Genomic DNA, 21,237 nt, shown 5'->3' with positions numbered 1-21,237 from the left:
CGGCCGAGCGCTCTGATCCGCGTGCTTCGACGCGTTGACCGCCGGCTCCCGGCATCCACCGAGAAACGAGTGCATTTTCATGACTTCCCGTCCCCTGTCAGGGCACACGACTGTCCTCAACACGCTCGATCCGGCCGACCCCGTCCTCGACGACCTCGAACCGCTGCGCGGCGTGGTCGGCGACGCCCAGGTCGTGGCCGTCGGCGAGGGCGCCCATTTCGTCCGCGAGTTCAACCTCGCCCGCGCACGGCTGCTGCGCTTCCTCCTCGAACGCTGCGGGTTCACCGACGTGGCGTTCGAGCTCGGATCCGCGGACGCCTCCGCAGTCAACGCCTGGCTCGCCGGCGAGGGCGACGAGGCCGATCTCTCCCGCCTGGCCGGGCCCCTCACCCGCGGCGTGTTCGGAGAACTGCTGGGCTGGTTGCGCCACTACAACCGGAGCAGGCCGCGCCCCGTCAGGATCGTGGGGATCGACCTGCCCAACACGCTCACCCTGCGACCGGACCTCGACCCGGTCGCCGAGTACCTACGGCAGGTCGACCCTGACCTCGACGACTTCGTGGCCGGCATCCTGCGCGCGGCCGGCGAGATCACCGGCGGCTCGGCCGCCGTGTCGGCACCCGCGTGGGGCGCTCTCGACCCGGCGTTCCGGGACTCCCTCACGGCCGACCTGTCCCGGCTGTCGCTGCGGCTGCGGGCGCTCGAACCGCTCTACGTATCGCGCGGCGACCAGCACCGCTACGACACGGCCCGCCGCCACCTGGAGGCCGCCTGCCACACCGACTACATGCTCCGGGCGATGAACGACCTGTTCTCCGGCGCGGGCTCGCCGGGCGACACGTCGGCTCGCGACCACTACATGGCCGCGGCCGTACGGTGGCACCTGGCGCGGGCCGGCGACGGCGCGCGCGTCGTGCTGGTGGCCCACAACAACCACATACAGAAGACCCCCGTCACCTTCGGCGGCCACCTGGCCGCCCTGCCGATGGGCCACTACCTCGCACGTGACCTCGGTCCGCGCTACCGCGCCGTGGCGCTGACCCACACCGCCGGCCAGGTGCCGGAGATGATCGTCCCCGCCGAGGGCTCTCCGGTCGGATTCGCGCTCGACGTCGTCGGCGTCGACGCCCCGGCTCCCGGGAGCGTGGAAGCGGCCCTCGTCGACGCCGGGCTCGGCGGCGCCGTCACCCTGACCGACCTGCGTTCGGGACCGCCGCTGGACCGCATCCGGTCGCAGAGCGCCTCCGTGGACACGCCGCTGCACCAGGCCTTCGACGCGGTCGTGTGCAGTCCCACCGCCACGGCGGACGCATCGACCATGTTCGGAGCGGCTTCATGAACATCACCAACGCCGTCGTCACCGGCGCCGCCGGCGGGATCGGCAGGGCGCTGGCCGCCCGGCTCCGCTCCGACGGGGCGCGGGTCGTGCTCGCCGACGTCAACGAGGCGGCGCTCGCCGAGGCCGCGGCCGAGCTGGGCGCCGAGGCCGTCCGGACCGACGTCTCCGACGCCGGACAGATGGACGCGCTGGCCGCCGCCGCCCCGGACGTCGATCTGGTCTGCCTGAACGCGGGCATCGTCGGCCGGGACCTGGGCGCGCCGTGGGAGGTGAGCCCGCAGGACTGGGACCGGGTGTTCGCGGTGAACGTCGGCGGCGTGGTCAACGGGCTGCGCGCGTTCGTCCCGCGGCTGCTCTCGTCCGGCCGGCCGGCGCACATCCTGATCACGGCCTCGCTGGCGGGACTCGTCACGTTCCCCACCGGTGGCGCGTATGCGGCCTCCAAGCACGCCGTCGTCGCCGTCGCGGAGCAGGCGGCGCTGTCGCTGGCCGGCACGCCGATCGGCGTGACGATGCTGTGCCCGGCCCTGGTCCGCACCGGCATGTCGCCCGACGGCGAGGACCCCGCGGACCTCGCGGAGCAGGCCCTCGCGGCGGTGCGGGCGGGTGCCTTCACCGTGGTGCCGGACGGCTGGCCGGCCGCGATCACGCGGCGCGCTCACTGGCTGGCGACCGGCGCGCCCCCGGAGATGCCATTTTGACCTCCAGGTCCAGAATCCGCTAGCGTCGTGGCCATGGGGAGGCCGAAGCAGTTCGATCCGGACGTGGCCGTCGAGCAGGCCATGCAGGTGTTCTGGCGCAAGGGCTACGCGTCCACGACGCCGCAGGACCTGGTGGACGCGCTCGGCATCGGCAAGGGCAGCCTCTACAACACCTTCGGCAGCAAGCACGCGCTGTTCGAGGCGGCGCTGAGCCGCTACCGCGACAGCCAGGCGGCGGCGCTGATCGAGATGCTGGAGGAGCCGGGCCCCGTCAAGGACAGGCTGCGCAGGGCACTGCGCAGCCTGTCCGAGATGGACCTGGCCGACCCCGACCGGCGCGGCTGCATGGCCGTGAACACCGCGGCCGAGCTCGGCCAGTCGGACGAGAGCGCGGCACAGCTCGTCCGGCGGATGCTCGACCGCACCGAGGACGCCTTCCACGCGCTGGTCGAAGAGGGCCGGCGCACGGGCGAGATCGCCGCCGACCGGGACGCCCGGGCGATCGGGAGCCTGCTGCTGAACACCGTCGTCGGCATGCGCCTGCTGGCGCGCGTCGCCGACGGCCCGGACCGCCTCACCAGGGTGATCGACGCGGTCATCGACTCCCTCTGACCCTACCCGCCCGTTGTCGGGGTTTACCGCACCCTAATTTTGTACCTTGAGTTCAAGAAAGATGGAGAGATCATGAAGCTCGGACTCGACTCCAAGACCGCCGTCGTCACCGGTGCCAGCCGGGGCACCGGCCTGGCCACCGTGCAGACCCTGATCGACGAGGGCGTACGGGTGGTCGGCGCCGCCCGTACCATCACCCCCGACCTGGAGAAGTCGGGCGCCATCGCGGTCGCGGCCGACCTGAGCACCTCCGGCGGGGTCTCCACCCTCATGGACACCGCCCTCGCCGAGCTGGGCGGCATCGACCTGCTGGTCAACAACGTGGGCGCCGGAGACGCCGTGGAGCCGGTCGGCTTCCTCGACACCGGCGACGCGGAGTGGGCCGCCATCTTCGACCTCAACCTGCTCAGCGCCGTCCGCGTCACCAGGGCCGCCCTGCCCAGCCTGATCGAGCGGCGCGGCTCGGTGGTGAACGTCTCGTCCATCAACTCCCGGCTCCCCGCCGCCGGCCCCGTCGCCTACAGCGCCGCCAAGGCCGCCCTGGCCGCGCTCGGCAAGTCCCTCGCCGAGGAGTTCGGGCCCCGGGGCGTCCGGGTCAACACCGTCTCGCCCGGCGTCGTCCGTACCGCGATCTGGGACGACCCGGACGGCTTCGGCGGCAAGGTGGCCGCCCTGGCGGGCGCGGACCACGCCGCGTTCCTGGAGGGGATCCCGGCGGCGTTCGGCATCACCACGGGCCGCATCACCGAGCCGCGGGAGGTGGCGGCGCTGATCGCGTTTTTGCTGTCGGAGGTGGCGGGCAACATCACGGGCGCGGACCACGTCATCGACGGCGGCACCGTGAAGACCCTCTGACGGCCATGACCGCCTGCCTGTAGCACCCGGGGCTACGCCGGGCTACGATAGACGCATCATGAAGACCATCACCCAACGGGAGTTCCGCAACAACTCCGCCGCTGTCATGGACCAGGTCGAGGCAGGCGAGGTCTTTCACATCACCCGCAACGGAGTCGAGATCGCGGAGTTGCGACCGATTCCACGCCGACGGCGCATGAGCGCCGAAGAGCTCGTCGCCAGGCATCGCAGATTTCCGGCCGTGGACTACGCGGCGATGCGTCGAGAGGCCGACGAGTTCTTCGGCTCCGAAGACCGCATCGAGGACGACCCGTGGCAGGGCCGCGAATGACCGAGCGGCACAGCGCCGGAGTGATAGACACGTGCGTTTACATCGATCTCGCCAAGATCTCTCCCGCTGATCTCCCGGCTTATCCCGAGCTCACAGCCATCACGATCGCCGAACTTCACCAAGGCGTGGCCATGGCCAAGGATCAGGCCACCCGAGCCGCGCGCATGGAGAAGCTGGGCGCTGCGGTGGCCGACTTCGAGCCTCTGCCCTTCGATGCCGACGCGGCGGCCCGCTACGGCAGCCTTGTCGCGCTGACGCTCGCGGCGAAGCGTGACCCGCGACCTCGCCGAATGGACCTCATGATCGCCGCAGTCGCCTCCAGCCGAGGGTTGCCGCTCTTCACGCGCAACACCGACGACTTCGTCGGGCTGGAAAGCTTGATCACCGTCGTTCCCGTGTGAACATCGATCACTGGACGGCCCTCCATGATGAGATCGGGGAGACGCCGCCTCAGCGCACACCGACACCACCCCCTTGCCCGCTTCGAATCGTAGCCGTACGATCACGATGAGCAACTCGTCTAGACGTAGGAGGCCGGCATGGGAAAGCACAAGGGCGAGGAGCCCAGCCTGAAGCCGTTCACTCCCCCGAAGGAGAAGAAGAACCAGAACGACGGAGACGGAAGCCAGGGCAAGCGTGGCAGCGGTGACGGGGACAAGAAGGACGGCAAGTGACCCTCGGCCTGGACCCCCGCATTGATGGCCTGATCGACGCCATCAGCGAGCGCCGCCCGGTCAGCGGCGCCATCGGCAAGGCGCTGCGGGCCGTGCCCCGGCATCGGTTCGTGCCCCCCACCGGGGTCGTTCTCACCGGAGGCGGCCCCCGCCTCATCGACCGGCACGACGACCCGGACACCTGGTGGGCCACCGTGTACGGACCTGAGGCCATCGTGACGCAGCTCGATGGCGGCGCAACCGACATCCGCGAGTTGAACGGGCGCTACACCTCCTCCAACTCCGCCCCGGGGACCGTCGTCGATCTGCTCACCCTGCTCGATCCGGAGCCGGGTGATCGGGTGCTGGAGATCGGCACGGGCACGGGCTGGACCGCCGCGCTGCTGTCCCACCTGGTCGGCGAGCACGGCATCGTGACCTCGATCGAGGTCGACCAGGCCGTCGCCGAGCAAGCGGGGAAGAGGCTGGCCGCGGCCGGCGTGCATCCGCGCCTGATCGTCGGTGACGGGGCGGACGGGTGGGCCGAGGGAGCACCGTACGACCGGGTCCACGTCACCTGTGCCGTCCACACGGTGCCGTATGCGTGGGTCGAGCAGACCCGGCCGGGCGGCGTGATCGTGGCGCCGTTCTCGCCTGGCTTCGACGTCGACCTCTCCGTGCGGCTCGTGGTCATGCCCGGCGGGGTCGCCGCCGGCCGGTTCCCCGGGTGCACGTCGTACATGATGATGCGCTCGCAGGACGGATCCCCTGTCGCCGACGACGACGGCAGCGGCCGTCGGTCCACGACCCAGGTAGACCCGCGCACGATCGCGCACGCGCCGGCGGGGGCGGGGCTGGCCATGTCGGCTCTCACCGGGCTGCACATCCGCGAGGTCGACGAGGGGGACCGTTTCGTGCTGTACGTGGTCGACCCTGCCGACCCTGCCCACTGGGCGGCGGCGGTTCACGACCCGGACGGCGATCACCTCGCGTACCAGCTCGGCGATCGGTCCCTGTGGGATGAGATCACCGACGCTTACGCACAGTGGGTGTCCTGGGGCGAGCCAGGCCGGGAGCGGTTCGGCATGACCATCACGCAGGAGGGGCAGCGGATCTGGCTGGATTCTCCGGAGCGGATGCTGGGCCGCGCCAGGGCCTGAGCACGCCAACCGGGTTCCGTAGGGTTTTCAACCGCGACCGCTCAACGGAGCTTGCCGGATCCAGTTGGCGGGGTGGGCAGAAGGCGGCCCACCGCCTCGTAGGTCAAGGGGTGGGCCACCAGTCGCCGAAGGCGTGGGGTGCGCCGAAGGCGCCCAGAACAAGAACGTCTGAGCCCTTCGGCGCGAAGCGCCCCATTGCGAAGGCCTTTGTGCGGGGCGGGCGTCAGGCGGCCCACCACCCAGATGGTGGAGCCGGTCCGCCTACACCGGGGTGTGCATGTGGCGGGTCAGGGCGTGTTCCACCAGGGTGATCAAGGTGGCTTTCACCGACTCCCGCTGCCTGGCGTCCAGGCGCACGATCGGGATGTGGCCGCCGATCGACAGGGCCTCGCGGAGTTCGTCCTCCGCGTGCGCGAACTGCCCGTCCCAGCCGTTGATGCCGATCACGAACGGCAGCTTCGCCTCTTCGAAATAGTCGATCGCGGGGAAGCTGTCCGCCAGGCGGCGCGTGTCCACGAGGACGACCGCGCCGATCGCGCCGCGTACCAGGTCGTCCCACATGAACCAGAAGCGGTGCTGTCCGGGCGTGCCGAACAGGTAAAGGATCAGGTCGCGATCGAGCGAGACCCGGCCGAAGTCCATGGCCACGGTCGTGGTGGTCTTGTTCGGCGTGAGGGAGACGTCGTCCACGTGCGCGGAGGCGTCCGTCATGACCGCTTCGGTGGTGAGCGGCAGGATCTCCGAGACCGCACCCACGAACGTCGTCTTCCCCACGCCGAAGCCCCCGGCCACGACGATCTTCGTCGAGGTCAGCCCGGGGCTAGAGCCTGCGAAGTCCACTGAGCACCCTTTCGAGCAAGTTGAGGTCCGGCTTTCCGGCGTCCAGCGCAGGCTGGTGCACGCGGATCAGGCCCTCGGACGCCATGTCGGCGATCAGCACCCGGACCACGCCAAGGGGCTGGCGTAAAAGGGCGGAGATCTCGGCAACCGACCGGACGTTCCGGGTCAGTTGAATAATCGCCTGATACTCCGGACTAAGTAGGGAAATGTCTTGGTATTCCGACGTCACGGAGGACACCAATGCCTCCATGGCGAACTTCATCCGTGGAGCGGTGCGCCCCCCGGTCACGGCATAGGGCCGTACCAGGGAGCTCTGCTTCTGCGGACGGGGAGCCGCCGGATGCGGCGGAGTGCTATCACCAGCCCAACCCTGACCTGACACCATGATCTCCTGTCACCGCCCCACTAGCGGGGGCGGGCCGCTTGCAGCTCGGCGCGTACGGCCGGCGTCAGCACCTGGCCCGCCCGCTCGACCAGCAGGGTCATCTGGTAAGCCACCAGGCCCATGTCACAGTCGGGAGCAGCCAGGACCGCCAAACAGGACCCATCACTGATGGACATGATCATCAAGAGCCCACGCTGCATCTCGATAACGGTCTGGGTCACCATACCGCCCTCGAAGACCCGCGCCGCACCCTGGGTGAGGCTGATGACGCCGGACGCCACCGCGGCGAGCTGGTCGGCCCGGTCCTTGGGAAAACCCTCGGAGAAGGCCAGCGGCAAACCGTCGGACGACACCACGACCGTGTGGGCGACGCCCGGCACGTTGTTCACGAAGTCCGTGATCAACCAGCTGATGCCGCGCGCTCCCTGGCTCATTTCTCTCATTTGTCCTCCTCATTCTCTTCGCCCCGGGTGAACGCTCGGCCCTGGCGGACGCCCTGCTGGAAGCTGGAGAGCCGGCTGCGCAGCCGCTCGGGTGAGATCTGCGGTGCCGGTGACGAAGCCTGGGGCTCGGCGAGGCTGGCCGTACCGGGCACCAGATTGGCCTTGGGCACGCGACGTGGCAGGCCCGAGGACGTCGTGCCGCCCTGCGCGGGCTGCGCGGCGGCCTGCGCGGCCTGGAAGCCGGAGTCCGCGGGCGAGGACCACGTCGCGCCCGCCCCCGACGCGCCCGGCGTGCGCCGCGGCAGCCCCGACGGGGACTGCGCGGGAGCGACCGGGGCCGGGTCGGCGGGCACCGCCGGGTGCACGGCGGTGGTCTCCTGCTCCTCCTCGTGGCGAGCGGGCTCGTGCGGCTGCAGCACCTCGGGGTCCGGCCGGCGGAACCAGTCGGACCCGACCGACGAGAAGATCGGCAGGAACTCGTCGCCCTGCTCCTCCATGGGCGAGTTGCGCACCACGGGGAGCGGGCCGGTCATGTCCTGCGAGGAGTAGTCGCCGGGCCCGAACCTGTCGTAGTTGGAGTGCCCGTTCTGCTGGAACGGGTCGGCGGGCTTGGGGTCGTCCGCGAACGGCGAGCGGTACGACTCCCCGAACTGCGGCTGCGGACGGTCCTCCGACTCGAACAGCGACCTGCGCGGCACCGGGTCGGCGAACGACGACCAGCGCGGCTCCTCCTGCGGCTGCTTCGGCGGCTCGGTGGCGAAGGACGGCCAGCGCGGCTCCTCCTCCTGCAGGGGCGGCGGCTGCTCCGCGAAGGACGGCCACCGGTTCTCCGCGAACGACGTGGGCTGCGGCGCGGGAGGCGGCGTCTCCTCGGCGAACGACGGCCAGCGCTGCTCCCCGAACGGCTGCTGCGCGGGCGGAGGGGGCTCCTCGGAGAAGGACGGCCAGCGCGGCTGGTCGCCGTTCTGCGAGCTCTGCGGCTGCTCGGCGTAGGGCGCCTGCCGCTCCCCGAAAGGCTGCTCGCCGAAGGGCTGCGGCTCACCGAAAGGCTGGTCCCCGAAGGGCTGCTCGCCGAACGGGCGGTCCCCGGCGGGCCGGTCGTTGTACGCGGCGGGCTGCTCGTTGTACGCGGCGGGCTGCTCGTTGAACGGCGCCGGCTGGTCGCCGCCGAAGGGAGCCCAGTTGCCGCTCCCCGGCACCGGCAGCGATCCCGGCCACTGCGTGTCCACCACGTGCTCGGGACCGTCGCCGGAGGGCGCCCCGCCGTAGGAGGCGGCCCCGTTCCGCGAGGGCTCCACGAACATGCTCGGGTCGAAGTCCGTGAACGCCTCGTACTGCCCGCCCTGCTGCGGCCCGCCCAGGCCGTTGCTGATCAGCATGTCCGGCATGAAGACCAGCGCGCTCAGGCCGCCCGTCTCCCGGGGGCTGAGCTGGACGCGGATGCCGTGGCGCAGGGCCAGGCGGCCGACCACGAACAGGCCCATGCGCCGCGACACCGACACGTCCACGACGGGCGGGTTCGCCAGGCGCCAGTTGGCCTCGGAGAGCTCCTCCTGGTTCATGCCGATGCCCAGGTCGTTGATCGACACGAGCACGCCGCCCTCGGCGGGGGTACTGGTGACCTGGACCTTGCTCTCGCGGGGGGAGAACGAGATCGCGTTCTCGATGAGCTCGGCGAGCAGGTGGACGGCGTCGGTGACGGCCGGGCCGACGATCAGCGTGCCGGACGGGATCTGGATCTGGACCCGCTCGTAGTTCTCGACCTCGGACAGCGAGGCGCGGGCGATGTCGACCAGCGGCACCGGCTCGCTCCACTTGCGCGCGGCCTCCTGGCCGGCGAGGACCAGGAGGTTCTCGCTGTTGCGGCGCATGCGGGTGGCCAGGTGGTCGAGGCGGAACAGGTTCGCGAGCCGCTGCTCGTCCTCCTCGCCCTGCTCCAGGCCCTCGATGAGCTGCAGCTGCCGCTCGACCAGCGTCTGGCTGCGGCGGGAGAGGTTGACGAACATGGCGTTGACGTTCGCCCGCAGCTTGGCCTCGTCGCCGGCCAGCCGGATCGCCTCGCGGTGGACCTCGTCGAACGCCTGCGCGACCTCACCGATCTCGTCGCGGGTGTTGATGCCGACCGAGGGCGTCTCGGGCACCTGCGCGCCCTCGCCGGACTCGCGCAGCACGCGGACGGTCTCGGGCAGCCGGGTCGTGGCGACCTGGAGCGCCTCGGCGCGCAGCCGGCGCAGCGGGCGGACCAGCGAACCGGCCACGCGGGTGGTGAAGACCAGGACGAGGAGCAGCAGGACCAGGATCACCGCACCGGAGATGATCGCGTTGCGCTGCTCGGTGTCGCTCAGCTCCCGGGTCCTGGCCACGATCCTGGTGGCCAGGCCGTCCTCGACCTTGCGCATGGCGTTGCCGGACAGCGTGGTCGACTCGTACCAGTTGCCGAGGTCGCGGCGGGTGGTGACGTCGAGGTCGCGGATCTCGTTGTACTCGCGCATCTGGGCGAGCGCGCGCTGGCGCATGGCGTCGGCGAGGTCGATCTGCAGGCCCTTGACGCCCTTCCGGTACGCGTCCAGGTCCTTGGGGTCGGCCTCCTGCTCGAAGGAGGTCAGCTCGGCCTGCTGCCTGTTCCAGGAGCCCAGGAAGTCCGACAGGTCGTCGTTGTCCAGCTTCCGCTGGACGAGCGCCACGATCAGGATGATCTGCTGGCGCGAGATCTCCTCCTTGACCCGCTGCAGCGAGCCGAGCGCGGCCACGTCACCCTGGAGGGTGTCGTCGTTGACGCCGTCGCCCAGGTCGGCCTCGATCGCGGAGAAGATGCCGATCATGGTGGTGTACGTGCTGATGGCGGCACGCGGCGGCACGTTCGAGACCATCGACTCGCGGAGGCTGTCGAGACCGTCGAGCCACCGGCGCATGTTGTCGACGCCCTCGATGACACGCAGGGAGTGCGCGGCGTCGATGGCCTTGGCGGCGCTCAGCACCTGCTTCTTGGCCGTGTCCGTGGCCTGCCGCTGCGTCTTGAGCTGGACGAGGCGCTGGCCTCTGCTGCGGTCGGAGACGTACCACGCGGTGAGCGTGCGTTCCTTGCCGAGCTCGTGGTTGAGCGCGCCGATGCGCTGCACCAGCTCGGCCACCTGGGTGAGCCGGCGGTACTCGGCGCTGGTGCCGATGGCGTTGGCCAGCTGCACGCCGGCGAGCAGCACACCCACGACCGTGGGGATGAGGATCAGCGCGACCAGCCTCGAGCGCACACGCCAGTTCCCCAGCCGGAAACGTCCGCCTGTGTACGCCCCTGACCTCGTGTGCCTGGGGTCTTTCGTCCTCACTGACTCTCGCAACCTCTCGCCGGTACGTGCTCGAAAGAAATCAGACACGCGTGTGGCGCATGGGATTCGTTCCGGCTGGGTAATTGGAACACAACCCGTACCAGATCGGCCAACCGAACATATCCCATCACACGTGCCCAAAGGGTCACTTTGGGCAACATATCGCCGTACGCGTCTCTAGGCGGGCCGGAACGAATCCCGCTCGACCGGTGCCGCGTGCTTCACCATCAGGTGCCGCGTCACCGAGTACTCCTGCACCGCCTCCTGGCTCATGTCCTTGCCGAAGCCGCTGCCCTTCACCCCGCCGTGCGGCGCCTCGCTGGCGATGGGCAGGTGGTCGTTCACCCAGGTCACGCCCACATCGAGCCGGTGTGACACGCGCATGGCCCTGGAGACGTCACGCGACCACACCGACGAGGCCAGACCGTACCGCGTGTCGTTGGCCAGTCTGACCGCCTCGTCCTCGCCGTCGAACGGTAGCGCCACGAGCACGGGTCCGAAAAGTTCACCTTGGACGATCTCGCTGTCCTGGGCGACATCGGTCACGAGCGTCGGCGGGTAGAAGAATCCGGGGCCCTCGACCGGGGCGCCGCCGTGGAGCACGCGCCCGCCGGCCCTGGAGACGAACCCGTGCACCCGGTCACGGTGCGCGGCCGAGATCAGCGGGCCGATGTCCGTGGCCGGGTCCCAGGGGTCGCCGACGGTTATTTTGGCAAGAGTTGCCCGCAGTGCCTCGATCGCGTCCGCGTACACCTCGCGGGCGACGTAGACCCGGGTGGCGGCCGTGCAGTCCTGCCCTGTGTTGTACGTCGCCCCCATCGCCACCCCGCGGGCCATCTCCGCGAGGTCGGCGTCCTCGAAGACCAGCGCGGGCGCCTTGCCGCCGAGCTCGAGGTGCACTCGCTTGAGCGTGGCCGCGGCCCCGGTCATGACCGCCCGGCCCGTCTCCGTGGAGCCGGTGACGCTGACCATGTCCACGCCCGGGTGGGTGACCAGCGCCTGACCGGTCTCGGCGGCCCCGGTGACCACCTGGACGAGCCCGTCGGGCGCGCCCGCCTTGGCGAACAGCTCGGCCAGCCGCAGCGTCGTACGCGGCGTCTGGGGGGCCGGCTTGATCACCACGGCGTTGCCCGCGGCCACCGCCGGGCCGACCTTCCAGACGGCCATGACGAACGGGAAGTTCCACGGCGCGATCGACCCCACCACCCCGACGGGACGGCGCAGCAGGACCGAGGTGTAGCCGGGGCTGAAGACACCGGCGCCCGAGCCTTCGAGGGAACGGGCGGCCCCGGCGAAGAAGCGCAGGTTGTCGGCGGCGAACGGCAGCTCGCCGTCCCTGAACACCGCCGCGGGCTTGCCCGTCTCCTCCACCTCGAGCCTGGTCAGCTCCTCGGCGTCGGCCTCCACCAGGTCGGCCACCCGCAGCAGCAGCCGTGCCCGGTCGGCCGGGGTGGTCTGCGACCACTCCTCGAAGGCCGCGCGGGCCCGGTCGACGGCCGCCGCGACGCCCTCCACGGGTGTGTCGGGAATCTCGGCGCACGGCAGCCCGGTGGCGGGGTTGATCAGTTCACGCATGGAAAATCATGTCCTTACTGGCCGAGCTGCTCGATCAGGTCGGCGGCCTTGCGCAGGCCGTCGCGGCGCCTGATCTCCTCGCCCGCGGCGGCGAGCCGGGCGCGCAGCTCGGTGTCCCCGAGCAGCCGCTCGACCGCCCCCTTCAGTTCGTCGTCGGTGAAGGTGTAGGTGGAGAGCCTGACACCATAGCCCAGCTCGTCCACCCGCTGGGCGTTGTCGTACTGGTCCCAGAAGAGCGGCAGCAGGATCATCGGCTTGCCGAAGTGCAGCGCCTCCGTGGTCGTGTTGTTGCCGCCGTGCGTGATGACCAGGTCACACAGCGGGATGATCTTGGTCTGCGGGAGGAACTCCGCGCCCCACATGTTGTCGGCGAGCTTGATCTCCTCGTGCAGCGGGCCCTTGGAGACGATGTACTGGTGCGGCGTGGTGGCCAGCACGTCGATGACGCGCTGCATCAGCTCCACGTCGGAGGAGCCCAGCGAGCCGAGCGAGAAGTAGACCAGCGAGCCCCCCTCGCGGCGCTCGAAGGGCAGCGTGAACGCCTCGTCCGTCTCCCTGACCGAGGAGTCGAGGCGGTGCCAGGAGTCGCCGAGCGGGCGGGCGTCGGTGTAGTCGAGGATCTCGGGGTAGACGTAGAGGTTCAGGTCGCCCTCGTGGATGAAGTCGAGGTCGGGCAGCGGCTCGGTGCCCTGCTCGACGCACCACTCGTTGAAGGCGCTCCACAGCTCGCGGTGGGTGCGGTCGTACTCGGCGCGGAAGGCCTCCCACTCCGAGCGGTCGTCGGCCGGCAGGCCGGAGAAGACCGGCGCGACGTTCTCGCCGCGCACCTCCAGCGGGTTGCAGGAGACGATGCGGACGAACTTCTTGCCCGCGGTGAGCAGCGCCGGGAACGTGATCACGTTGTCCTCGACGATCACGTCGGGGTTCACGCGCTCGATGATCGCCTTGAGCTGCGGCTCGCAGTACTTCACGCCGTCGATCAGCGACTCCCAGATCGGCTTGGTGACGGTGTCGAGCTGCTCCAGGGTGCTCTTGCGGTACTCGGGGGCGGTCTCGCGGATGAAGTCCTTCCAGAACTGCCCCGGGTCCTGCTCCTCCTCGGTGTCCTCGGGCGGCGGGGCGAGGTCGACGAGGTCCTCCTCGAAGCCGAGCGCTTCGAGCTTGCCCTTCCACGACGCCTCCGCGGCGAAGACGACGCGGTGGCCGCGGCGGCGGAGGATGTCGCCGATGCCGATCGAGTTGTTGGTGGGTCCGTAGGCGCTTTCAGGCATGAACAGGATGGTGAGAGACATCGAGGCTCCGGGGAAACTCATCAATTTGAAGAGGAATTCAAGAACTCATCTAGCGTGAAGGTCAAGTAACGGGCACTATGGTCACGGCTAACTGAACAGCAGCCAAACGAGTGAAGGCGGTGGGGGTGGCTCAGCGTAAGAGCCGTAGTGACCGGCGCATCGACTTGATCGAGGCCGCGCGCAGGGCCATCATCCGTCACGGCATCGACGGCGTGCAGCTCTCGCACGTCGCCGAGGAGGCCGGTCTGACCTCCGGCGCGGTGCTCTACCACTACCCCGACCTCAGCGAGCTGCTGGTCGAGGCGCAGCACGCGGGCATGGAGCGGTTCTACGAGCAGCGCGTGCGGCAGCTCGCCACCCTCACCAACCCGGTCGAGAAGCTGGTGCTCACGATCAAGTCCGGGCTGCCGACCGGGCCGCTCGACCCCGATGTCCGTCTGCTCAACGAGCTGGGCGGCGCCGCGGGCCGCAACCGGGTCTACGGCGTGCTGCTCACCTCCCTCTACGACCGCCAGGTCTCGATGTACCAGGCGGTCCTCGACACCGGCGCCGCGCTTGGGGTGTTCAGGCTGAGCGCCGACTCGCTGACGATCGCCCGCAACCTGGTGGCGCTGGAGGACGCCTACGGCTACCGCATCACGGCCAGGCACCCGGTGATCGGCCCGGCCGAGGCGGCCGAGCTGATCCTGTCGTACGCCCGCGCTGCCACGGGCAACGACCTGGCCCACTGAGCTCACCGGTCGGCCGCCATGATGACCGCGTCCTCGGCCTTCCAGCGCACCTTGACCTTCTCGCCCGCCTTGACCGTGCTCGCGCCCTGCACGGCGACCAGCACCGGCTTGACGTGGCCCGGCACGTCCACGGAGATGTGCGAGACGCCCCCGTAGAAGCTGACGTCCAGGACGCTGCCCCTGAGGCCGCGGGTGGCGCTCTCGCCGGCCAGCTCGACGTTCTCCGGCCGGACCGCCAGCAGCGCCTTGGCGCCCGCCTCGAGCTCTTCGAGTGGGACGCCGGCCAGCATGCCGAAGTCGTCGGTCTTGATGCCGTCGAGGCCGCTGGCCGTGCCGTGGAAGAGGTTGTTGGCGCCGACGAAGTCGGCCACGAACGGCGTGCGGGGCCGCTCGTAGAGCGCGATCGGCTCGTCCACCTGCCGCACCTTGCCGCTGTCGAAGACCGCGATGCGGTCGGCCAGCGACATGGCCTCCTCCTGGTCGTGCGTGACCACCACGAACGTGATGCCCACCTCGTGCTGCAGCCGCTTGAGCTCCAGCTGCATGTCGGCGCGGACCTTCTTGTCCAGGGCCGACAGCGGCTCGTCGAGCAGCAGCAGGCGGGGCCGCTTGACGATGGAACGCGCCAGCGCGACCCGCTGCCGCTGGCCGCCGGAGAGCTGGGCGGGCTTGCGGTCCGCGTGCGCCGACAGCCCGACGGTCTCCAGCACCTCGCCGACGCGCTGCTTGACCTCCTGGCGGGGCAGCCGCTCGCGCTCCAGGCCGTAGGCCACGTTCTTGGCCACGGTCATGTGGGGGAACAGCGCGTACGACTGGAACATGAGGCTGATCGGCCGCCGGTTCGGCTGCTTGGCCAGCAGGTCCTCGCCGTCCAGCGTCACCGTGCCCCGGTCGGGCGTCTCGAACCCGGCGATGATGCGCAGCAGCGTGGTCTTGCCGCAGCCCGAGGGGCCGAGCAGGGCGAAGAACTCGCCCTGGCCGATCTCCAGCGACACGTCGTCGAGCGCCGTGACCTCCCCGAAGCTGCGGGTGATCCCGTCAATCCTGAGCACGTCTCTCCCCCTGATTGGTCGAGTCCGCCTCACCTTGCACCCTGAGGTCCGTGCGTGGTTCCCCAGGTGTCCGGTTCGGCTCCCTCTCCCCGATCTTCGTCATGCGCTGCCCGGCGATCACCGCCGTGAAGCTCACGAGGAGCAGGATCGCGGCCAGCGCGTTGATCTTCGGGGTGACCCCGAAACGGATCATCGAATAGATCACGATCGGCAGCGTCTGGTCGCTGTTGCCGATCGTGAAGAACGCGATCACGAACTCGTCCAGCGACAGCGTGAACGCCAGCAGCGCGCCGGCCACGATGCCCGGCGTCAGCTGCGGAAGCGTGATCTTCATGAACGTGGTGAACGGCCCCGCGCCCAGATCCCGCGAGGCCTCCTCCAGCGAGGTGTCGGAGTTGGTCAGCCTGGTGCGCACCACCGCGGCCACGAACGCCATCGCGAACAGGCCGTGGGCGAGGATCACCGAGTAGAGGCCGAGCGTGAGCTGGATCAGGCCGTAGAACAGCAGCAGGCCGATCGCGAGCACCAGGTCGGGCAGCACCGCCGGCATGAGCGCGACGGCGTCCAGCGTCTTGGACCTGGTGTGCCGGGCCAGCCCGACGGCCAGCAGCGTCCCGAGCACGGTGGCGATCACGGTGGAGCCGGTGGCCACGATCAGCGTGTTGACCAGGCCGTCCCTGACCCGCTCGTCGTGGGCCAGCTCGCCGTACCACTTGAAGCTGAAGCCCTCGTACGTGTACGCCGACTTGCCGGAGTTGAACGACATGACGACGAGCACGACGATAGGCAGGTAGAGGAAGACGTACGTGGCCCAGAACGGGACGTACAGGAGCTTTGACCTACGCACGGCGCGCCACCCTGGCCTGCACGAGGAGCAGCACGATCAGCACCGCGATGAGCGCCAGCGCGAGCGTGGAGCCGAACGGCCAGTCGCGGGCCTTGAGGAACTGGTCGCGGATCAGGTTGCCCACCATGATCGACTTGCTGCCGCCGAGGATCTCGGGGATGACGAAGTTGCCGAAGCTCGGCACGAACACGAACAGGCACCCGGTCATCACGCCCGGGACCGTCAGCGGCAGCGTGACCTTCCTGAAGGTGGTGAACGCCGAGGCCCCCAGGTTGGCCGAGGCCTCCCGGAGCTGCGGGTCGAGCCGCTCGATGGCGGAGTAGAGCGGCAGCACCATCAGCGGCAGGTACGAGTAGAGCAGCCCGGTGACGATCGTGCCCTGCTTGTAGAGCAGCTCCAGGTCCGTGCCCAGCAGCGAGTTGATCACGCCGGGGCCGCTCAGCAGGATGATCCAGGCGTACACGCGGATGATGAAGTTCGTCCAGAACGGCAGCACGACGGCGACCAGCGCGACCGTCTTCCACTTCGGCGGCAGCTGGGCGATCAGGTAGGCCGTCGGGTAGCCGAGGAGCAGCGCGATCAGCGTCGTCAGGGTCGCGATCTTCAGCGAGGTGCCCACCACGCCGAGGTAGAGCGGGTCGACCAGGCGCTGGAAGTTCTCGGTGGTGAACTCGTAGACGACGCCGCCGAAGCGGCCGCGCTGGAACACCGTGTTGCTGAGCACCAGCGCGAGCGGCACCAGCAGCAGCACGATCAGATAGGTGACGCCGGGTGACAGGAAAACGAACGCGCCCAGCCGGCGTCCCCTGGACGCCGGCCGGGCCTTGACCTCAGACTTCACTTTTACTGCTGTGCCGTGATTTCGGTCGACAGACGCGTGTACTTGGTCGACGCCTGGCCCAGGTCGATGATCGACTCACCGTTGAGCAGCTCGGCGGGCTTGATGTCGAGCAGCGAGCCCTTGGGGACCCGCACCCGCTCCATGGCGGCCTTGTTCGGGACCTTGTAGTTGATGTTCTCGGCGGCCCAGCTGTGGATCTCGGGGTCGAGGATGTAGTTGATCAGGGCGTGCGCGGCCTCCTTGTTCTTGGAGGACTTCATGATCACCATGGTGTCCACCCAGAGGTCGCTGCCCTCCTTCGGCACCACGAACTTGATGTTGTTCTTCGCGTCCGTGGTCGGGCACCAGCCGTCCCAGGCCTCGACCATGACGGCCTCGCCGGACTTCAGCTTGTCGCCGAACGTGGTGTCGTCGTAGGTGAGCAGGTGGGGCTTCTGCGCGAGGAGGAGCTCCTTGACCTTGGCGATCTCGTCGTCCTTGTCGGTGTTGACCGAGTAGCCGAGCGCCTTGAGCGCGGGCAGCGCGAGCCAGCGCTCGGTGGTCATCATGGTGACCTTCTTGTCGGCCCACGCCGGGGGCTTGAGCAGATCGTTCCAACTCGTCGGCTCGGACTTCACCAGGTCGGAGCGGTAGCAGATGCCGGTCGTGCCCCAGGTGTAGGGCACCGAGTACTTGTTGCCCTTGTCGTAGGAGAGCTGGGTGGCCTCCGGGTAGAGGTTGGCCAGGTTGGGGATCAGCTCGGGGTGGATCGGCTCCAGCAGGCCCGCCGCGTTGAGCGCCTGGGCGTACTGGCCCGACACGAACGCCACGTCGATGCCGCTGTCACCGGGGGCGGTGAGCTTGGTCATCGCGACCTCGTTGGTGTCGTGCAGGGCGACCTTCATGTCCTTGACCTTGAGCTTCGCCTTGACCTTCTCCGGCAGCTCCTTGGGCGTGTAACCGTCCCAGACTGTGATCTGGAGCGACTGCTGCGACAGGTCCGCGTTCGGCTTGAGCTGGTCGGCCGCGGCCGGGGCCGTGCCTTCTGAGCTGGTCGACGACTCACCGCCGCACGCCGCGACGGCGAGCGCGAGGCCGGCCGCCGTGATGGCAGCCGGGAGACGACGGGTGAACCGGGTACGGGGCACGGCCGCTACTCCTTCTGAAATTTGTGCAGTTTGAGGGGTCGCGCGACCTTACCGGACACAGCAGACCAGAGCAGGAGTGTTGCAGGGTAAATCAACATGAGCAAGACTTTTGATGACATTGCTACCTGGAAGTTTGGTCTACGAGTTGAATTGGGATTCAATAGCCGATCGGCTGCTCTCTCTCGGTGAGAGGCCCCTCACGGCCCGAGACCGGGGCGTCAGCGCCGCACTCCTGCCGCTGCTGGAGGGTGAGGTGCCGCCGCCGTTCGCGGTGCGGCGCTTCCTCCCGCTGCCCACCCTCTCGTACAGCCTTGGAGATCTCCACACTGGGGCCCCAGGTGAGCGGGAGTTCGGCCCGCACGTGGACCAGACGAACTACTCGGTGGTCGTGGACGAGAAGGTCGTCGTCAAGTGGCTCACCCCACCGGTCCCCCTGCCCCACCCCGCCCCAGAGGTCTTCGCCCACCTCGTTGAGGCGGGGTTCAACGACACAGCGCCCCCTTACGCGGCCCTGACGCGCGAAGTGGAGGGGAACGAGCAGCTCCTGGCCCTGGTCACGGGCTACCTTCCGCAGGCGCGCGACGGCTGGGAGTGGTGCGTCGACGAGGCCGAGGCCGGCGCCACGGACTTCGCCCCCGTGCTCGGCCGCCTCGCCGCCGACCTGCACCTCGCGCTCGCCACGCTGCCCACCCCCGCGCCGGAGCCCGGGGCCGCGGGTCCGGCGGCCAGGGCGCAGGCCGCGCTCGCGGAGGCGCTCGCGCTCACGGGCGGCGAGGACGGCGCGTGGCTGGCCACGCGGGCCCCGGCGATCCGGCGCGAGCTGGCCGCCCTCCAGGCGCCGATCACCGGCCCCCGCATCAGGATCCACGGCGACCTGCACGTGGGCCAGGTCCTCAAATGGCGGGACGGCTACGCGGTGATCGACTTCGACGGCAACCCCACCGTCACCGACGCCGACCCGTGCCAGCCGGCCGCCAGGGACGTGGCCCAGCTCACCACGAGCATCGAGCACGTGGCCCAGGTGGCGATCAAGCGGAGGGGCACCGACCCCGGCGCGGCGGCGGCCTGGGCGGCGCAGGCCCGCGCCGGGCTGCTGGCCGCCTACAAGGACCGCCTGGCCGGCAAGGACCGGCCGGACCTGCTCGACGAGAGGCTGGTCCGTCCGTTCGAGGTGGAGCAGGAGTGCCGCGAGCTCATCTACGCCGCCCGCCACCTGCCCCGCTGGCGCTACGCCCCCATGGGCGTCCTGCGCACCTGGTACCAAGAGGAGAACATCACGTGAATTCCGAGCTCTACCTGTCCGACCTGGAGGCCAAGCCGGCGGCGCTCAGGGGCCTGGCCGCCGCCCTGAGGGAGGAGAACCCGTTCGCGGCGCTCCCCCCGGGCCTGACCAGGGTGCTCTTCCTCGGCATGGGCAGCTCCAGGTACGCCGCGGGCGTGGCGGCGCTGCGCCTGCGCCGGGCGGGCGTGGACGCCTACGCCGACTACGCCTCCGCGCAGGCCACCTACCCGGCCGCCGCGGACACCCTGGTCGTGCCGATCTCGGCCACCGGTTCGAGCCGGGAGACCCTCGACGCCGTGGAACGGTACACGGGCGGCCCGTCCTACCTGGCGGCGCTCACCAACACCCAGGGCTCGCCCCTCGCCGAGCGGGCCGACCTGGTGGTCGACATGCGCGCGGGCGAGGAGCGCGGCGGCGTCGCCTGCCGTACGTTCCAGCACACCCTGGCCCTGCTCCTGGCCCTGGAGGCCCACCTCACCGGGACGGGCCGCGACCTGCCGAAGCTGCTGGAGCGGGCCGCCGAGGCCACGGCGGACCTCCTGGACAGGAGGGACGCATGGCTCCCCATGACCATGGAGCTGCTGGACGGCGACCGCGGCGTCTACACCATCGCCCCCGCCGAGCGGCTGTCGTCGGCCGAGCAGTCGGCGCTGATGTTCCGCGAGGGCCCGCGCCGCCCCGCCGACGCGTGCGAGACGGGCGACTGGTCACACGTGGACGTCTACCTCACCAAGACCCTCGACTACCGGGCGCTGCTCTACCCCGGCTCCCGCTACACCGAGCAGGCCATGGACTGGGTGCGCGAGCGCGGCTCCACGGTGGTCACGGTGGGCGCCGAGGTCAAGGACGCCAGGGCCGCCGTCCGGTACGCGCACGACGACGACCCGGACGTCGCCCTGCTCACCGAGACGCTGGTGGCCGAACTGGTCGCCGGGAATTGGTGGGCGGCCCCGTAATCAGTCACAGTAGGGGTCAATGAGCCCGCGCGGCGAGCGCGTGCTCGACGAGCGTGATGAGGGTGTTCTTGACCGCCGGCCGCGCCCGCGCGTCGGTGCGGACGATCGGGATGTGCGGGGAGAGCGTGAGCGCCTCCCGCACCTCGCTCTCGCTGTGCGGGAACACCCCGTCCCAGCCGTTCACCCCGATGACGAACGGCATGCCGGACTCCTCGAAGTAGTCGATGGCGGGGAAGCTGTCGGCCAGCCGCCGCGAGTCCACCAGCACCACGGCCCCGATGGCGCCGCGCACGAGGTCGTCCCACATGAACCAGAACCGGTGCTGCCCCGGCGTGCCGAACAGATAGAGGATCAGGTCGTGCTCCAGCGAGAGCCGCCCGAAGTCCATGGCCACGGTGGTGGTGTTCTTGCCGGGCGTGAGCCCGAGGTCGTCGATGCCCTCGGACGCGTCCGTCATCACCGCCTCCGTGGTCAGCGGCATGATCTCGGACACGGAGCCCACGAACGTGGTCTTCCCTACGCCGAACCCGCCCGCCACGACGATCTTCGTGGAGGTGAGCCGGCTAGAGCCTGCGAAGTCCACTCAATACCCTTTCGAGCAGGCCCCTGTCGGGGAGGCCCGCGTCCAGCTGGGGCTGGTACACCCTGACCAGCCCGTCCGCCTCCATGTCGGCCACCAGCACCCTCGCCACCCCGAGAGGAACGCTCAGCAGCGCGGAGATCTCCGCCACGGAGCGCACCTGCCGGCACAGCTCGCTGATCGCGCGGTATTCACGGGTGTACGTCATGCCGAGCCGGGCCGAGGTGGCCGACGATACCAGGGCCTCCATGGCGAGCTCCGTACGAGGAGTCGTCCTGCCACCGGTGACGGCGTACATCCGGACGAGCGAGC

At 69.9% G+C, this 21,237-nt stretch carries 23 protein-coding genes; 11 read left to right on the top strand and 12 right to left on the bottom strand.

All coding sequences use genetic code 11. The features are described 5' to 3' along the window. Nucleotides 1-79 precede the first annotated feature (79 nt). From HD596_RS23630 to HD596_RS23600, 8 genes are all read left to right on the top strand, one after another. Nucleotides 80-1,339: an erythromycin esterase family protein gene (locus HD596_RS23630; protein WP_185071514.1), complete on the top strand. Its 1,260-nt coding sequence runs from the start codon at nt 80-82 to the stop codon at nt 1,337-1,339. Continuing rightward, a complete protein-coding gene (locus HD596_RS23625; protein WP_185071513.1) occupies nt 1,336-2,040 on the top strand; it encodes an SDR family NAD(P)-dependent oxidoreductase in 705 nt (234 codons plus the stop codon). The genes HD596_RS23630 and HD596_RS23625 overlap by 4 nt, the downstream gene beginning before the upstream one ends. Before the next feature lie 33 nt (nt 2,041-2,073). After that, nucleotides 2,074-2,652 carry a TetR/AcrR family transcriptional regulator gene (locus HD596_RS23620; protein ID WP_185071512.1) on the top strand — a complete coding sequence of 193 codons (579 nt, stop codon included), beginning with the start codon at nt 2,074-2,076 and terminating at the stop codon, nt 2,650-2,652. A 72-nt stretch (nt 2,653-2,724) separates the two neighbouring features. Next, entirely contained in the window at nt 2,725-3,507 is a 783-nt protein-coding gene (locus HD596_RS23615) for an oxidoreductase (RefSeq protein ID WP_185071511.1), read from the top strand. Nucleotides 3,508-3,565: 58 nt separating this feature from the next. Then, nucleotides 3,566-3,838, top strand: a complete 273-nt coding sequence (locus HD596_RS23610) for a type II toxin-antitoxin system Phd/YefM family antitoxin (RefSeq protein ID WP_185071510.1) — start codon at nt 3,566-3,568, stop codon at nt 3,836-3,838. Beyond that, entirely contained in the window at nt 3,835-4,239 is a 405-nt protein-coding gene (locus HD596_RS23605) for a type II toxin-antitoxin system VapC family toxin (protein WP_185071509.1), read from the top strand. The genes HD596_RS23610 and HD596_RS23605 overlap by 4 nt, the downstream gene beginning before the upstream one ends. Before the next feature lie 138 nt (nt 4,240-4,377). Then, complete coding sequence (locus HD596_RS63835; protein WP_281398271.1) at nt 4,378-4,512, top strand: hypothetical protein; 135 nt, start codon at nt 4,378-4,380, stop codon at nt 4,510-4,512. Then, on the top strand, nt 4,509-5,651 hold the full coding sequence (locus HD596_RS23600; protein WP_313044661.1) for a methyltransferase domain-containing protein: 1,143 nt from the start codon (nt 4,509-4,511) through the stop codon (nt 5,649-5,651). The genes HD596_RS63835 and HD596_RS23600 overlap by 4 nt, the downstream gene beginning before the upstream one ends. A gap of 261 nt (nt 5,652-5,912) precedes the next feature. On the opposite strand, the gene HD596_RS23595 is transcribed toward HD596_RS23600, so the two are convergent. From HD596_RS23595 to HD596_RS23570, 6 genes are all read right to left on the bottom strand, one after another. Continuing rightward, a complete protein-coding gene (locus tag HD596_RS23595) occupies nt 5,913-6,491 on the bottom strand; it encodes a GTP-binding protein (RefSeq protein WP_185071508.1) in 579 nt (192 codons plus the stop codon). Further along, nucleotides 6,472-6,876 carry a DUF742 domain-containing protein gene (locus tag HD596_RS23590; protein WP_225964010.1) on the bottom strand — a complete coding sequence of 135 codons (405 nt, stop codon included), beginning with the start codon at nt 6,874-6,876 and terminating at the stop codon, nt 6,472-6,474. The genes HD596_RS23595 and HD596_RS23590 overlap by 20 nt, the downstream gene beginning before the upstream one ends. Nucleotides 6,877-6,896: 20 nt before the next feature. Then, the gene (locus HD596_RS23585) at nt 6,897-7,319 is read right to left on the bottom strand and encodes a roadblock/LC7 domain-containing protein (RefSeq protein WP_090935862.1); all 423 of its coding nucleotides are present in this window, start codon (nt 7,317-7,319) and stop codon (nt 6,897-6,899) included. Then, entirely contained in the window at nt 7,316-10,567 is a 3,252-nt protein-coding gene (locus HD596_RS23580) for a nitrate- and nitrite sensing domain-containing protein (protein ID WP_185071507.1), read from the bottom strand. The genes HD596_RS23585 and HD596_RS23580 overlap by 4 nt, the downstream gene beginning before the upstream one ends. A gap of 252 nt (nt 10,568-10,819) precedes the next feature. After that, nucleotides 10,820-12,217, bottom strand: a complete 1,398-nt coding sequence (locus HD596_RS23575) for an aminobutyraldehyde dehydrogenase (protein ID WP_185071506.1) — start codon at nt 12,215-12,217, stop codon at nt 10,820-10,822. A gap of 14 nt (nt 12,218-12,231) precedes the next feature. Then, nucleotides 12,232-13,509, bottom strand: coding sequence for a glycosyltransferase (locus tag HD596_RS23570; RefSeq protein ID WP_185071505.1), 1,278 nt, complete (start codon nt 13,507-13,509; stop codon nt 12,232-12,234). A 125-nt stretch (nt 13,510-13,634) separates the two neighbouring features. On the opposite strand from HD596_RS23570, the gene HD596_RS23565 reads away from it, so the two are divergent. Beyond that, on the top strand, nt 13,635-14,240 hold the full coding sequence (locus HD596_RS23565) for a TetR/AcrR family transcriptional regulator (RefSeq protein WP_313044660.1): 606 nt from the start codon (nt 13,635-13,637) through the stop codon (nt 14,238-14,240). Nucleotides 14,241-14,242: 2 nt separating this feature from the next. On the opposite strand, the gene HD596_RS23560 is transcribed toward HD596_RS23565, so the two are convergent. Genes HD596_RS23560 through HD596_RS23545 form a run of 4 tightly spaced genes read right to left on the bottom strand, consistent with a single transcriptional unit; the run spans nt 14,243 to nt 18,107 of the window. Next, a complete protein-coding gene (locus tag HD596_RS23560) occupies nt 14,243-15,292 on the bottom strand; it encodes an ABC transporter ATP-binding protein (protein ID WP_185071504.1) in 1,050 nt (349 codons plus the stop codon). Further along, complete coding sequence (locus HD596_RS23555; RefSeq protein WP_185071503.1) at nt 15,279-16,139, bottom strand: ABC transporter permease; 861 nt, start codon at nt 16,137-16,139, stop codon at nt 15,279-15,281. Before HD596_RS23555 ends, HD596_RS23560 begins: the two co-directional genes overlap by 14 nt. Then, a complete protein-coding gene (locus HD596_RS23550) occupies nt 16,132-16,980 on the bottom strand; it encodes an ABC transporter permease (protein WP_313044659.1) in 849 nt (282 codons plus the stop codon). Before HD596_RS23550 ends, HD596_RS23555 begins: the two co-directional genes overlap by 8 nt. A gap of 2 nt (nt 16,981-16,982) precedes the next feature. After that, a complete protein-coding gene (locus HD596_RS23545) occupies nt 16,983-18,107 on the bottom strand; it encodes a polyamine ABC transporter substrate-binding protein (RefSeq protein WP_185071502.1) in 1,125 nt (374 codons plus the stop codon). 253 nt (nt 18,108-18,360) lie between these two features. Here HD596_RS23545 and HD596_RS23540 point away from each other — a divergent pair, with 253 nt between their 5' ends. Both HD596_RS23540 and HD596_RS23535 read left to right on the top strand, forming a co-directional pair. Next, nucleotides 18,361-19,389, top strand: coding sequence for an aminoglycoside phosphotransferase (locus HD596_RS23540; protein WP_185071501.1), 1,029 nt, complete (start codon nt 18,361-18,363; stop codon nt 19,387-19,389). After that, nucleotides 19,386-20,345, top strand: a complete 960-nt coding sequence (locus HD596_RS23535) for an SIS domain-containing protein (protein ID WP_185071500.1) — start codon at nt 19,386-19,388, stop codon at nt 20,343-20,345. Before HD596_RS23540 ends, HD596_RS23535 begins: the two co-directional genes overlap by 4 nt. 16 nt (nt 20,346-20,361) lie before the next feature. On the opposite strand, the gene HD596_RS23530 is transcribed toward HD596_RS23535, so the two are convergent. Together HD596_RS23530 and HD596_RS23525 are read right to left on the bottom strand one after the other, a co-directional pair. Beyond that, nucleotides 20,362-20,928 (bottom strand): GTP-binding protein, encoded by a 567-nt coding sequence (locus tag HD596_RS23530; RefSeq protein ID WP_185071499.1) that lies wholly within the window; start codon nt 20,926-20,928, stop codon nt 20,362-20,364. Then, nucleotides 20,909-21,223, bottom strand: coding sequence for a DUF742 domain-containing protein (locus HD596_RS23525; protein ID WP_246556553.1), 315 nt, complete (start codon nt 21,221-21,223; stop codon nt 20,909-20,911). Before HD596_RS23525 ends, HD596_RS23530 begins: the two co-directional genes overlap by 20 nt. Nucleotides 21,224-21,237 lie beyond the last annotated feature (14 nt).

This window comes from Nonomuraea jabiensis (assembly GCF_014204795.1).
Taxonomy (GTDB): Bacteria; Actinomycetota; Actinomycetes; order Streptosporangiales; family Streptosporangiaceae; genus Nonomuraea; species Nonomuraea jabiensis.
This window is presented reverse-complemented; position numbering and strand designations above follow the sequence as displayed.